This window comes from Brucella sp. NBRC 12950 (assembly GCF_030268145.1).
Classification (GTDB): Bacteria; Pseudomonadota; Alphaproteobacteria; order Rhizobiales; family Rhizobiaceae; genus Brucella.
In genome coordinates, this window is the sequence record NZ_BSQC01000009.1 from 102,090 (window position 1) to 115,602 (window position 13,513).

Consider the following 13,513-nt stretch of genomic DNA (forward strand, 5'->3'; position numbering starts at 1 on the left):
CTACCTATTAAAGTTCTTGAGGCCTTCGAGGATCCCCTCTTGGCCCGCCTCGCCCCCCAACGTCATCAAATATGCGCCCGCTACGGATGCAATTGCTGCGTCAGTTCTCAAGCTCTCGTTGATCTGCTGTGCCACCTCGATCATAACGCGAGTGTTAAGATCAACGCTCGTTTTCAGATCATTGCTGTCTTGCAAGGCTAGAATGTAATTCTCAAGACGCGCCATGCTAGAGTTGGCTCGCTTGTAACTTTCCTCGGCTGTTGCGGATGCTATGGCGCCTTGAGCTGTGGTCTGAGCGGCAAACGCGAGACTCCGTGACTTGTCGTCTTTCAATGCAAATGCTTTGTCGAGATCGAAATCTGGGCGAAAATTATCAAGTGCTTGCTTAACGCCGTCGGGCGCGACGAGGTTTCCGTCGAGTGCGCCTTGCGCCATCTCTCGTAGCCCTGGACCGCCACCGCGTGCTCGTAGTTCGTCCTCGCTATCATGTAGTGGCACATCCTTCCTTCCCAACTGAGCATTTTGGATCTTTTCCAATGCTGTCGTTTGATTGACAACTTTTTGATACAAATCGGAGAGACTCCCACCAACGGTTCGGGTCAGGTCGACCAGCTTCAGCAATTGCTCGATACTGACTTCGTCATGCGTGCTCTGCGCATCAGAAGGACCACTCGGAACGGTGCCTATTGTGGGCTCAGGGATTTGCTGCGACAGGCCCTGACTGAATGCGAAAGACATTGGCAGCGACAGCGTGGTTGCCATAAACAATATCTTCAAGGTTTTATTCATGTGATTACTCCAATTGTTGGGTTATCCAAGCCAGTGGGCACTTCCCAGAGGCACGCGCAGTTGTTCTTGCGCTCTTTGGGGACTGACTGACACGCACTGATCACGGTCATCGCAATGAGAAAAATCAAAACACCAGGCTTCATTCCAATAACTCCATTTGAAAATTCGGTCGGTCTCGCCACCCCGCGGGAGCTCTATCTCCGCGTCCGCCTCCAAGTATTTCCAAGCATTTACCGATACCCGACAAATCGAAGTCTAAGACCACGCTGTCTCGCCCTGACTTAAATAGCACCAGGTGATTGTCGATGTTACTTGTCTGGAGAAAAGCCACTTCAGTGGGCGTCAGATTGAGTGGTTCCAGTTCTTTATCTGTATTGTAGGAACTCGGGTAGACCATTCGTGTCACGGCGCTTTCGAGGATTGCATCCCCAGCCCGGCTGTTCTTGATATGTGAAACGCGTTGCGTGAGGAGCACGACGGCCACGTTTTTCTTTCGCATCGTCAACATCCAGTCTTTGAGACGTGCCTCAAAATAGGGATCGTCGAGCAGCTTCCATGCTTCATCCATGATTAGAAGCGTAGGCGTTTCATCCTCAACGAGCCGTTCGATCCGCCGAAACACGTAACTTAGCCAAGCTGTACGCAAAATGTCGTTGTCGAAGATTTCGGTGAGATCGAATGCCGTTATGTCGCTGCCAAAGCTAAGAGGGTCGACATCCTTTCCACCAAACAACCACCCAAACTGACCCATATCGTCCCAGCGACCGAGGCGGTTATAGAGATCACCCTCATCGTCAGTCGCTCTGAGCTGGCTACGGAACTGCTCAAAGTTTTGCAATCGATGATCTGCGCCAGTGTTTGCATTCACGGCATCAGTTAACGCCTGTATCTGGATTGCATTGAGCCGTCCCCCATCATGTTCTGCTAGTGCTGTCAGCCAGTCGGCGAGCCATGCTGCACCGCGCGAATCTGCCTCCGCCCGCATTGGATTGAAGCCTGTATCAACACCCATTCGCACAGAGGAGTAATTTCCTCCCATCGCCCGGACAGCCATTTCAAAACCATTGTCTTTATCGAAGATAATGACGCGAGCATTCAGTCGATGTGACTGACTAATCAAAAAGGCTGTCGAAAGAGTTTTGCCCGAACCCGTCTGCCCAAGTATCAGCGAATGACCTACTGTGCGCTGATCGCGCTTACCAGCCAGATGAAAGCTGAAACGAAACGTCTCGCCACGCGCTGTCGGCACAATCGTAATTGCATCGCCCCATGGACAGCGCTCTGAAAGATTGCCCTTGGGATGGCCATGCAATGCGCAAAGCTGCGCAAAGTTTTCCGAGGAAATCATCGCTGGCCGCGTTCTATACGCGAAATTTCCTGGATGTTGCGCGAAGTAAACAGCGCGTGCGGAAAAGCCTTCGCGGACGATAGTTGCGCCGGCATCCTGCATGGCGCGGGTGATATAGGTCATGGACTGATCAAGCTCTTCCAGACTCTCACAAAACAGCGAAATGCTGCAATGGTGTTCGCCAAATACCACTCGCCCAGACGCTACATCATCTTCGGCATCTTCCAGCTGCGCCATTAGGGATACTGCAGCATCTTCCGCAGCGAGCATTTGTTTGCGGACTCGCGATATTTTTGCTTGAGCGCTGATGGGATCAATTGGAGTAAAGCTTTGACTAACAACAGTGTCGAAAGGCAGATTCAGACGATCAAAGATGCCCGGATAGGTTTCGTTGGGGTAATCTTTTACCGATATTATCGTGCAGTATCGCTTCGATGCCGCATTGAAGGACTCTATCTGGAACACTTTACCCTTGAATGTAACTTCGCAAGATGCGAGCCGATCTGCGACAGGCAGAAATTTCGGACCAGGCACCAAACGGCCCACGGACCCGTCGACTATAGTGCGTAGGAGGCCCAACCATCGCCCGCTACTTACCGACATTCTGGTTGGCTTTGCCTCGCTAATTCCAACCATGAAGGTGTTGATCATCTGATCCAGTCTTGCGGCGCGGATTGCGACCTCTTCGCGACTATAGGTGTCTTTCCCGTTGAACAGCGACATGACTTTTGTGATCTTTCGTGGCGGACGGATGACCATCGAAATCATTGTCACGCGGTCACGCAGACCATCGCTTTGTAGAAATTCACGCCATCGCCTGTCGACTTCCACATTGAAGGGATGGCCTTGAACTTCGCTCATCTCAGGTTGCGTTTCCATTGATATGCGATGCACGTAGTATCCGACGTCACCGCCCTGTTGGGCGATGAATCGGGAAAATGCTTGACTAAGATCATTTGTGTGCCGATGGTCCACTGTATCAGCATTGATGCCGTCCACGATAAATGACGCCATCAGCTCGCCGTTACGCAGCATGATCGTGTTATCATTGATCAAGCTGAGATATGGTAAGCTGCTAACTAAGGCCTCGGATCGTTTGACCCGGCGGTCCATGACGCGTTTGGTCGAGAAAGTTGCAGGCGCTTCAAGCACGATACACGACTCCTTCGCCATTAAAGACGCCAGGATGCATCCGCGTTTGTTGAACAGTAGCGATAAATACCCCGATGATTTTTGGATCGTATGCCGCAAGCCCCCGCAAAGCCACGTAGCCAAAGCCTCCCATCGAAAGAAAGTAGACAAAAGATTGTGTGATGATGAAGCCGAGCATCGTCATACCAACGAGAACAACAAGGTACATGACCGGCAGACCTGCAAAGGTTACTTCTCGAGTCAGACCTATGAAGAGTGGTGTATGATTCATAGTGTTTTATCCTCTCGCAAACGGGAAAACTAAATGCGGGAGAAGAAAGCCCGGCCGGAAACTCTGGCGACCGGAACCAATCTTCAGTTCGCGGTTAGGCCCGACACGAAGCTCGCACCGCCGAATACGATGGCGATTCCGATGATGACAGAGATTGCGAAAGTCCAATCCATTCTGCCCGTCATGAACACGAACCCGATTGCGATGACTGCCAACGCCGCACAAGCAATACCTAAAGGACCTGTAAGTGCTCTAACGATACCGTCAATAAAGGTGGTAATCCCGCCGAATTCCTGAGCTAGGCTTGGAGAAACAGTCACCAGTGACAAACCAACAACCATGAAAATAAAGCTGAATAATTTTCTATTATTCTCTTTACTAAAAAAACTCATTTTATTCATCCTTGCTTCAATTTTTATGATTCAGTTTCGCTTTTATTATCATTTATGTTGCTCGATAGATTTTCGGCCGAAACATCTTTCCCGGTGGCCTTGTATGTTGCGGGATGGAAATTCATGGCAGCAACGAATTCCGGAATCGCGGTCGACCTTTGTGCCTGGTGCATAGTATCGCCGAAGTAACGCCGTTTTTCGGGATAGGGTGGAACGCCCATGTTATACATTGCAGCACCTGGCCCTGCGTTGTAGGCGACCAACGCCAAGACTACCAATCCTGAACATGCAATACCCAAAGGGTCTGTAATAACTTTAGCGGTTACATCGATAAAAGTGGCAATCCAATCGTATTCTCCAGCCAAACTCAGAGAAACTGTCACCAGTGAAAAAACAACAACTATGAAAATAAAGCAGAACATTTTTATACTATTTTCTTTGTTGAAAGCTCTCATTTTAATTCATCCTTGCATAAGATTTTACACTTCTGTTTTGCATTTATGCTTACGGAGGCGGATCGATGTATTTTTTGCCGAAACATCCTGCAAACTGGTCTGGTATGGTGCGGGTTGGAAATTCATGGCAGCAAGGAGTTCCGGAATCTCGGTTGACCGTTGCGCGTGGTGAATAATATCAGCGATATACTGCTGTGTTTCGCGATAAGGTGGAACGCCGTTATGCTGCATCACGGCACCTGGCCCCGCGTTGTAGGCGGCCAACGCCAACTCGGGGGAACCAAACCTATCGAACATCTCAGTGAAGTAGCTTACCGCGCCCTCTAGATTGTCTCGGGCGACGAATACGTCGCATACCCCCAGATCCTTAGCTGTTCCAGGCATCAACTGCCCTAACCCCTTGGCCCCAGCGCGGGAAATTGCCCGCGGATCGAAATTGCTTTCGCGTTGTATCATAGCCGTAAAAAGCGCGACGAATGTTTGTCTGTCCATCTGGCGGCGGACGACATCGGATTGACCCGAATACTTCGCAGCCGCGACTTCCACGGCTAGTTGGTGGTATTTAATCTGTTCCATCGACAATGAGCGCGTCATTGGTCGCGGTTTTGCTTGTGCACTTGATGTAATATCGTCCTTAAGTGTTGTTCTGGAGTTGTATTCTCTGCCTTCGGTGGCCATCACGACACTCGTTAACGATATCTGGCGCCTAGACGATTCCACTGCCAAGCTGTCTTTTCCTGACGGCGCATCCGCAGATGCGCCGTCAGTCATAGCAACTATCTCTCCATCTATTTTCTGTTCAAATACTGCTGCGTTCGCAACAAAAGTGCATGCCGAGAACACAGTTGAAAATAGAAAATTCATGAAAAATACGTTTCGTTTTAATCTTTGATAAGAATTGTCACCATCCTTTCCAAACATAATCGCTTTCCCTAAAGTAATAAATAATTTTAGTTTCTAATTTCTAAGTCAAATGCTTGCCTCACTAAGATGATCTATAAGCCAAATAAGTCAACATTTACAGTGATTGCAAATGTAATAATTATAACCTTTTGGAAATCTAACGTGCATTATACCAGTACTGACGCGTCAAGTATGAGGTTAGAGAAAACGTACAAAAACCTTAAATTCCCGGCTTTTCTCTCGTTTGATGGCGAATATTTTCCAACCAGGTTTTGCAGCCAAAAAATTTCTTAAAGCCACAACATTCCTAGGATAGGTTCGCAGATGGACCGGAGTTGTGGCCAGTTTGCGCTCTAGCGCGGTTCTCCGAAAAAGAGCCCCCTAGCGATTAAGCTACATAGGATGTCGACGTGGCGTGTCTCCCTGGACAGGGTCAACTTATTGTAATCTTTATTATAATTATGCTGTATAACTTTCTGCCATCATACCATGCTTGATATGTATGTTGTCGGGAAGCCATTGAGCACGTATCCAATTGGTAATTCGTTGAAGATCAGCCCTTGGAGGTTCACTGTGAGCATGCAGAACATACTTCTCGTCGACGACGACCCATCGATTAGAAATATGCTGGTGGAGTATCTTTCTCAACACGCGTTCGACATCAAAGCATTTGAAAATGGCGTCGAGCTCATGCGTCATATGATGAGGAACGATCCAGACTTGGTAATTGTCGACCTTAATCTTGGTCGAGAGGATGGACTTGAACTAGTTAGAAAGCTGCACGCCAAACGAGAGGTCCCGACGATCATTATCAGCGGCGACCGCATGAACGAGATAGACAAGGTTGTCGGGCTTGAACTCGGTGCTATGGATTACATCACGAAGCCATTCGGCATGAGAGAATTTCTCGCGCGCGTCCGCGTCGCTCTGAGAGAACGCCCTGAACGCAAAACGAATGCAGTCGGGAAAATTTTCTCTTTCGATGAGTGGCGCGTCAACACAAAGCATAGGAAAGTTCGCGGCGGCGATGCTAACGAATTAAAACTCACGTCCGCAGAGTTCAATTTGCTGTTGGCCTTTCTCAAATCCCCGCAGCAAATCCTATCTCGTGAACAATTGCTTGTTGCTTCGCGAATATATGATCAAGAGATATACGACAGAAGCATCGACGTTTTGATCCTGAGACTGCGTCGCAAGCTCGAGTCAGACGCGTCCTCACCCAAATACATCAAGACAGAACGGGGCGCGGGTTACTACTTCGATGCCCCCGTGATGGTCGAGGACATCAAGGAACGTAGCCGCCATTGAGAAAAACACGCGCGCCGCGGGACTTGTTCCAGATCATTCGAGCCGATAGATCGATTAACGCAAAAAGAGTTCCGCGATAGTGTATCCGACCAAACGGTTTAAGAGGATGCAGATCCGTGACGGACTTGAACGCTAGACCCTCCTCAGTTTACAACGAATTTGCGTCTTCGCTATGGATAGAAGAGCTGAGCTCTAATTTCTTTACAAACTCTATCCTCTTTGCACGCGTCGATACGAACCGTAATTACTACGATCCCATCGTGTGTAGCGGAATCGTTTTACAACAAGAGACCGATATAGTGCGCCTAATTGGAATTTTGGACAAACTTAACGCTGATCAGGGCACATTTAACTCGATATTTCCCACAACCCAACTCCACCGCGAGGTTTTTGCGGACGGCTTCTCCGGATCGTCATCAGTAGGGTTCGTATATCGAGATCGGTTCTTTCAGTACTGGGTTTTGCTCCTAAGTTTTCCTCCAGGAATTTCTCTGCCGAGTGAAGCAGAGGTCAAGATCGCGGCAATGTCTATATGTAACGACTACACGCTTTTTCGAACAGAAACGGAGCGAGTACTTCGCCAAGCTCTGATCGATCGCGTCCATAAGCTTGAGGCAACCGCAGCTTTCTCCTCAAGTTTCGCGCACAGTCTCAACAACAATCTGTCGATTGTCCTTGGCTACTCAGAGATGCTCCTCCTCGATGCACCATCGCAGATCCGGGTCCACTCGTACTCCGAGGCGATATTGGAAGCGGGAACCGCTGCGACTGAATTGGTCGAACAACTGCTAACATATCGAAATATTGCTTCGATTGTAGCACAGCCAATCGTGGTCTCGGAATTCCTCAACAATCTGCGCACCTCATTTGAAGCGGCAATTAATCCTCTAACCACACTGATCTTGGCGCTTCCCGAACATAACCTCAGTTTCAAAAGTTGCGCAAAAGAACTGCCCCCTTTGTTTGTCGAACTTTGCAGACGGGTCGGTTGCACCCTTCAGGAAGGGGAACAGGTCGTTGTGGGGGCCAGTCAAGTTGATTTGCTAGCAGAACAGGTGCTCGCCAGATCCTATCTAGATATCGGTTGTTACGTGCGATTCAGTTTTTTCAAACACACCGACCATCGCATTAAGCATAGGCGCGGAAATGTCAGGCGAGAACCGGATAAATCTCTCACGACAACCTTGAGAACTATTGAGCTCCTTGGTGGTAGAACCGATTTGCAATTTGACGAAGACGGAGGCCACCGCTTCGATATTTATTTCCGCGATCAATCAACCGCAGCCCTTTAGCTTCACCAGTCTCACCGCCCTCGGCCATTAGGTTTTCTGTTCTCCAAGCCACGTGTATCGGTATTATGCTTCTCCTGAGAGTTAGAGACGGCTTTTCGATTTGAAGAAATCTGTTTGAATTCTTTTGGCACTGCGTTTGGATGCGATCTTGTCTTTTCCGCTACTGGTGGCGTAGTTGACATCAGCTTTTCCATACTCGCACCCGGGGTACGGGCGGCCTTCGCCGTGCCCAGATCAATTTTCTTCGCCTTGCCTACAAAAACTGGTTGCACCGCAAAAGCAGTGGATTCGAAATTGCTTTGCCTCACACGCCCCTGCTCTCCATTCTCCACAGTCTTTGTCGCTCTGGCAGGAGCCTGTATGCGGGTCGTTCCCCTACCGTCACTGAAATACCCGCCGCTTCGCCGCTGCTTCTTCGAGATCTCGCCTTGAGTTGAATCATCATGGCCACGGGGTCGTTCTGTGTTTTTAAACTTCGCCTTGATGTCCGAGATATCGTCCTTTCCATTTAGTCCGTTTAGGGCGGACCATGCGGAAAGTCTCTCACGGGCTTTACCAATTGCGTCCAAAGTGCGCATCGACTTGAAATCTTCTTTGCTCATCAAGCCGAGCTTGTCCGCACGTTCGCGCAGTGTAACTTTCTCCCCTATTGTCGGAGGCAAATTTGGTAAAGGCTTGTTCAAGGACGGCTGTTTCTGCAACTTCTGGCGCAACTCGCTCAGATCTATGCGGCCGACAAAGTTTTTACTTACATCGGCCATCGGCTTCATGGCGGCCTTAAACGGAAGTTTTCTACCTCCAGCCATCAAAGATTCTCTTAACATAATTACTCCTCCACAATAATGAAATTATCGATAGGTGCCGCTTTTCTGAATAGAGATAATCTTCTCTAGCAACTCTTTTTGTGACGATAGCGCCCGAACTTGTTCATCTAGCAGAAACTCATCTTCATCCGGACTATCATTTTCCTCATCGGTTTCTGGATAGTCATCTTCAACCGAATCTTGATCATAGAATTCACTCGCGTACGTTTCAGAGATAACCTCATCATCCTCCGAATCACGAATGAACAGCGGTTCGTCGACTTCTCCCTCGATTGTGACACCGCTCTTTGTTGTCTCCTCTTCAGCGTCTCGTTCCTCGACATAGTCAATACTTACAACTGGTTCACTGTCTGGAATAACCAATACTTCTGGTTCAGGAAGTTCGCCCGTTTGGCCGTCAAATATTCTTTTCAGAATTTTGTCTTCGTAGTATTTTACTTTTTTAAGATGTAGAGGCGGCTGCCCCTTAATAAGGACAATCTGCATACTCTCGTCGATCAAGCGCACTTGTTCAGGCCGTAAAAGCTGGGTTCCCTGCTCTGATATTTGAACATTTCCGTCGAATATTTGGCCTTGAGTGTAGGAAACGGACTTGGCCTTGTAGCTGTAATCGCCAATTGACTTCGATATATACGTTGGCGTTTCATCGTCGGCTGTCGCCATGAATACTTGAACACCGGTATTACTGAGAAAGTTTTCTTTACCAGATACCTCATACGCACCCGTTAGCGCCGAGAGACTCTGGATAATGAACATAAAGCGCCCCTTATAACCAGCAATCGTCGTTATCGCTGTCTCGATGGCTTCCAATTTGCCAAGGTGTTTGAATTCGTCCAACAAAAAGAGGACTTCGAACTCTTCGTCCTTAGTCGGCATGGAGCGCTGCAATATCGAAACTATCTGCTGGAAGAACAGCCGGACAAGAGGCGCTATCACTTCAAGGTCATTCGGACTTACGCACAGGAATATGGCAGTCGGATCCCGGCGAAGATCGTAAACAGAGAAATCAGATGTCGTTGTCGCAGCCTTGATGAGAGGATCGGCCCACAAGTTCAAGCCACCATCACCCAATACAGACGTATAGGATGTGAGAATTTTGGAATCGTTACCTGCCATATTATCAAAAATTCGTTGCGCTTCCTTGTTTTTGCTCTCTTCTGCAAGCTTTGCGAACAATTTGTATTTTTCGCCGGGTTGATTGAACAAATCGTAGACAGCCCCAATAGTAGGCGTGCCTCGTTCGATACACGCGAGAATGCCCGCCACGAAGAGATCGCGGGCGCCGTCAATAAATCCTTCGGCACCTTTCCCTTTCGCCTCAATCAAATTCACCGCCAAACGTCGCGTTTCACTGAACTGCCGCTCAGAAGGCATTCCAACGATATCCAAAACAGGATTGTAGCTGTTCGAACGTCCCAGAGGATCGAAAGGCGCAAATTTGAAGACCTTATCCCCTCTTGCTTTTCTCGCTCGCGAGGTCAGTTCGAAAAGCTCACCTTTAACATCGAGCGCAAGCACAGAGCCGTTGAATGTCAGCAGTGTCGGGATAACTATTCCCACCCCCTTACCAGCCCGCGTAGGCGCGACGACCAAGCTATGTGGTTGCTCGCCATTCGTCAGATAGTAACCCGGAAATTTTGGCGACGTTGTCTTTCCGAAAATAGGCCCCGTTACTTTGTGATAACGCCTCAAATATCCCGCAACTGCTAACTCATGCGTACGCGCCCAACGAGCAGTGCCCATATGGTCGACCTGGCCAAACAAAAATATTAGCAAAGCGATAGGAGTGACAACCGCCGTTGCCGCAATAATTATCAATCCACGAGAAAACGCGGGATTTGGGCTTTCAGTATAGAATGGTGTTTCGTACCAGAACGCAAGGAGATCGAACGAATCTAAAACTTCACGATTGAAGCCATGCTGAAAATTTGCATAGATCGTCGCGAAAAAACTTCCCAAAATTAGCGAGAAAACGAACCCGAGCAAAAATGTTCTGCGAAGCTCCCCATAATTCTGCATCTAAAAGCCTCTCATTCTCGACCGGAAACCTCTCGCTCTTTGTTCATTAAACTGCTTCGACGAGAGCTGTCGCTTTGCGAGCCGCTTCGTCCCAACTGGTTGAATTTGGCCAAGGCATTCTCAAGTGCTCCGCCTGATCCCGATGACTTTGAAACCACGTTGACAGGTGATGAAGGTTCAGATCTGATAGTAAGCGGACTGACTTCTCCCGAAGCAAGAGGACTCGATTTGCTGTCAGAAGCAGAATCCGATGAATTAGACCTCAAGCTCTTATCGTCCGGCTTCAATGGCGATACCACGTCCCTAATTGGAGATTTTTCCACCTCAGACTTCGGCGGGTCCTTTGCCGTGACAGCTTCGTCCGTGGAGGAAACTTTGGGAACCGAAGGCGACACACCGCTCGTGATAATTTTGAGAGGCAAAGGTGCGCCTTTGCGCCTCTCAAGTGCGCTTCCAAAACCCGGAGTCGGACGAGGAAATGACAGTTTCGGCTCCTCGGACACTTTTGGTGTTGCGTCTTTTGAGACCTCTTTTTTCCCAACTACGCTATCAGAACCTCGTACGGGTACTTTCGGACTGCTCAACGCAGCTGCATACTCTTCGAGGCCGTGACTACTTCTGTTTTTGGTAAAGGACGGGATAGCGTTGGAATCGCCCAGCAAGCCAGCCTTACCAAACTTCTTTGCAAGCTTCTCAGATGAACTCTCAAGCGACGATTTGTCGGTTGATAGTGAACCGCGCCGATCTTCCTTGTTAGTCTGTGGGGCATTACGTTTGGCAAAATTTTTGGTAACAATTAGATTGCCGTTCGCATCTGTTCGAAGCTCCCTGCGGTCACACGCGAAATCGTAACTCTTCCCTTTTATCGTAAGACGTCCAGAACATTCATTACCAGACACGTTTACTGTCAGACTACTCCGTGTTCCAAACCGCTGGTCGCGCGTGTAATGGTCCAAGCTCGGGTTTTTTGGATCGTGAAATTTAACATTATTTGAGTATTTATCGTCGGAGTAATGTGTGACGAAAAGCTCATTGGTCGCACTGCGAATGTACTCTTTGTTGTAGTCCTGTTTATTTATCCTGACGACTTTGGTTCCGTCGTCCAAGACAGTAAAACTTCTTGAGCCATCGGGCCCAACTTCAGAAGCGTGCCGTAAAGTTTTTCGATTGCCGCTATCAAGGTCATACAATTTTTCAGTAAGACGTTTTTCGATCCTATCATAAGTAGTATTGGATTCACGCTTCGCTTCGTAATCAACCATGACAGAATAGTTGTGAAAAGCGCCTTTCTTATGCGCCTCTCCGCTATCGTCGGGTCGCAATTGCAAAAAATTGAATTTTTTAGCGAAATAACTTTTCGTTACATCTTCGTCTTCTGAGCTCATTATCTTAAGCCTCTCTACAAATTATTCATCAGCGCCCGTAATTAAACGGTCGCCCGCTCTTTAATTCGCTTCTGGGGTCCGGATTTTTAGATGATATGCCGTCATTTGAAGTTTGTGGTGACGACTTTATTTGCACTTGCTCTCGCGCGACCTCATCGGCATTGAAGTTGTTGAACCCCATGCGCCGGAAAACTTGAGCCTGCGCGTCATTTGCCGTCCTCTCACCGCGTTCATATTTGGCAAAAATCGCGAAATTCCCGGTAAATTTTCCAGATCCGTTTCTGTTTTGAACAATAATGGAATCTTTACCAAAACGGTGGCGGCACTCATCTTCGGACATTTTCATTATGTTCTCCGACGAATGAAATAAGTCGTCTTCAAATGGATCTTTTGCCAAAACGAGAGGCGCTTTGTATCGTGGGCAGTCCGCAATATCCTCAGGTAGGGCAAGAGATGAAATTTTGTTCGTGTAGTATCCGCTATCGTGCCGTGAGGTTAGTTCCAAGGTCGAGGGGCAGTAATACGATTTGTCGTAGTTGGACAGAATAAGGACAGAACGTTGCCGCTCCGCTTCCATCGTAGAGGGTTCGCTCCCGTTGGCCGCAGCAACTCGCGCTAAACGAGCTGCACTTCCGTAATTTCCGTCGGGCAACTTGTACAACGCTTCAGGGAAGCCCGACTGACGCACCTCATAAATATTGCCACAACATTTAGCAAATTCCCTATCCGCCTGCTGTGGCGGAAAATCGGCTGCATTGATGTAATGCTCTCCTTGCAGGAGGAAGATTCCTGTTTTACCGAATTTTTTTTGCGCCTGAGCGAGCGTACGCAAATCTTTATCTTTAAAGTAGGCTTCCGCTTTGACAGCTTTGTAAGTGTCGGCATCTTCCCTGAAGATAATTTTTCGATTCTTCAGCTCTTTCACCAGTGCTTTATCACTTGTGCAAATTTCATATCTTTTCGTGGCAACATTCTTTTTAAGACAACCGATAAATGGCAACTCATCCTTCGTAAAACTTATGCCTTCGTCCCGCTGGTATTTATGGCGCGTCACCAGCTTAACAGTTCCTGTTTCTTCAATATCATTATAGTTTACCGGGATAAGAACGTCAGATGCCATTGCCAATGTATTGACGGCAGTAACACCACGCGCTTTCGAGGTTTTGAGCTTTTTCGCTGGCGGATCTTGCCGGCTCTTGCCGGTTTCCGCTTTCGCGTTTCGTTCCGGCGAAAAAAAATCATAAAGCGTTCTCTTCTTTGAAGAGATATTCATAGTCGCTGAACTGGTGGCGCCCCCGGAGATTTCAGTTCCCTGGTTACGTTCGTCTCTTTCTCCCAATTTGCTAAATGGCGTAGTTGGCATGACCTTTTCCTT

General features: G+C 48.3%; 12 protein-coding genes. 2 read left to right on the plus strand and 10 right to left on the minus strand.

Annotated features, from left to right (window positions below; translation table 11 throughout):
- The 6 genes from QSJ70_RS16100 to QSJ70_RS16125 all read right to left on the minus strand — a co-directional run bounded on the left by QSJ70_RS16100 (nucleotide 1) and on the right by QSJ70_RS16125 (nucleotide 5,328).
- Nucleotides 1–789, minus strand: coding sequence for a type IV secretion system protein (locus QSJ70_RS16100; RefSeq protein WP_285537810.1), 789 nt, complete (start codon nucleotides 787–789; stop codon nucleotides 1–3).
- A 139-nt stretch (nucleotides 790–928) separates the two neighbouring features.
- Nucleotides 929–3,310: a VirB4 family type IV secretion/conjugal transfer ATPase gene (locus QSJ70_RS16105; protein ID WP_285537812.1), complete on the minus strand. Its 2,382-nt coding sequence runs from the start codon at nucleotides 3,308–3,310 to the stop codon at nucleotides 929–931.
- Entirely contained in the window at nucleotides 3,282–3,560 is a 279-nt protein-coding gene (locus tag QSJ70_RS16110) for a VirB3 family type IV secretion system protein (protein WP_215779666.1), read from the minus strand. The genes QSJ70_RS16105 and QSJ70_RS16110 overlap by 29 nt, the downstream gene beginning before the upstream one ends.
- Nucleotides 3,561–3,643: 83 nt before the next feature.
- Complete coding sequence (locus tag QSJ70_RS16115; protein ID WP_215779667.1) at nucleotides 3,644–3,952, minus strand: TrbC/VirB2 family protein; 309 nt, start codon at nucleotides 3,950–3,952, stop codon at nucleotides 3,644–3,646.
- A 23-nt stretch (nucleotides 3,953–3,975) separates the two neighbouring features.
- Nucleotides 3,976–4,407 (minus strand): lysozyme family protein, encoded by a 432-nt coding sequence (locus tag QSJ70_RS16120; protein WP_285537816.1) that lies wholly within the window; start codon nucleotides 4,405–4,407, stop codon nucleotides 3,976–3,978.
- 24 nt (nucleotides 4,408–4,431) lie between these two features.
- Nucleotides 4,432–5,328 (minus strand): lytic transglycosylase domain-containing protein, encoded by an 897-nt coding sequence (locus QSJ70_RS16125; protein WP_285537818.1) that lies wholly within the window; start codon nucleotides 5,326–5,328, stop codon nucleotides 4,432–4,434.
- Between the two features lie 561 nt (nucleotides 5,329–5,889).
- On the opposite strand from QSJ70_RS16125, the gene QSJ70_RS16130 reads away from it, so the two are divergent.
- Nucleotides 5,890–6,618 (plus strand): response regulator, encoded by a 729-nt coding sequence (locus QSJ70_RS16130; protein ID WP_215779670.1) that lies wholly within the window; start codon nucleotides 5,890–5,892, stop codon nucleotides 6,616–6,618.
- A 116-nt stretch (nucleotides 6,619–6,734) separates the two neighbouring features.
- Nucleotides 6,735–7,910: a hypothetical protein gene (locus QSJ70_RS16135; protein ID WP_285537819.1), complete on the plus strand. Its 1,176-nt coding sequence runs from the start codon at nucleotides 6,735–6,737 to the stop codon at nucleotides 7,908–7,910.
- Nucleotides 7,911–7,921: 11 nt separating this feature from the next.
- Here the strand turns inward: QSJ70_RS16135 and QSJ70_RS16140 are convergent, their stop codons facing one another.
- Genes QSJ70_RS16140 through QSJ70_RS16155 form a run of 4 tightly spaced genes read right to left on the minus strand, consistent with a single transcriptional unit; the run spans nucleotide 7,922 to nucleotide 13,501 of the window.
- Nucleotides 7,922–8,734, minus strand: coding sequence for a hypothetical protein (locus QSJ70_RS16140; protein WP_285537820.1), 813 nt, complete (start codon nucleotides 8,732–8,734; stop codon nucleotides 7,922–7,924).
- Nucleotides 8,735–8,758: 24 nt separating this feature from the next.
- Entirely contained in the window at nucleotides 8,759–10,753 is a 1,995-nt protein-coding gene (gene virD4, locus QSJ70_RS16145) for a type IV secretion system ATPase VirD4 (RefSeq protein WP_285537822.1), read from the minus strand.
- Between the two features lie 11 nt (nucleotides 10,754–10,764).
- Nucleotides 10,765–12,138 (minus strand): hypothetical protein, encoded by a 1,374-nt coding sequence (locus tag QSJ70_RS16150; RefSeq protein WP_285537824.1) that lies wholly within the window; start codon nucleotides 12,136–12,138, stop codon nucleotides 10,765–10,767.
- Nucleotides 12,139–12,166: 28 nt separating this feature from the next.
- Nucleotides 12,167–13,501 carry a hypothetical protein gene (locus QSJ70_RS16155; protein WP_285537826.1) on the minus strand — a complete coding sequence of 445 codons (1,335 nt, stop codon included), beginning with the start codon at nucleotides 13,499–13,501 and terminating at the stop codon, nucleotides 12,167–12,169.
- Between the last annotated feature and the right edge of the window lie 12 nt (nucleotides 13,502–13,513).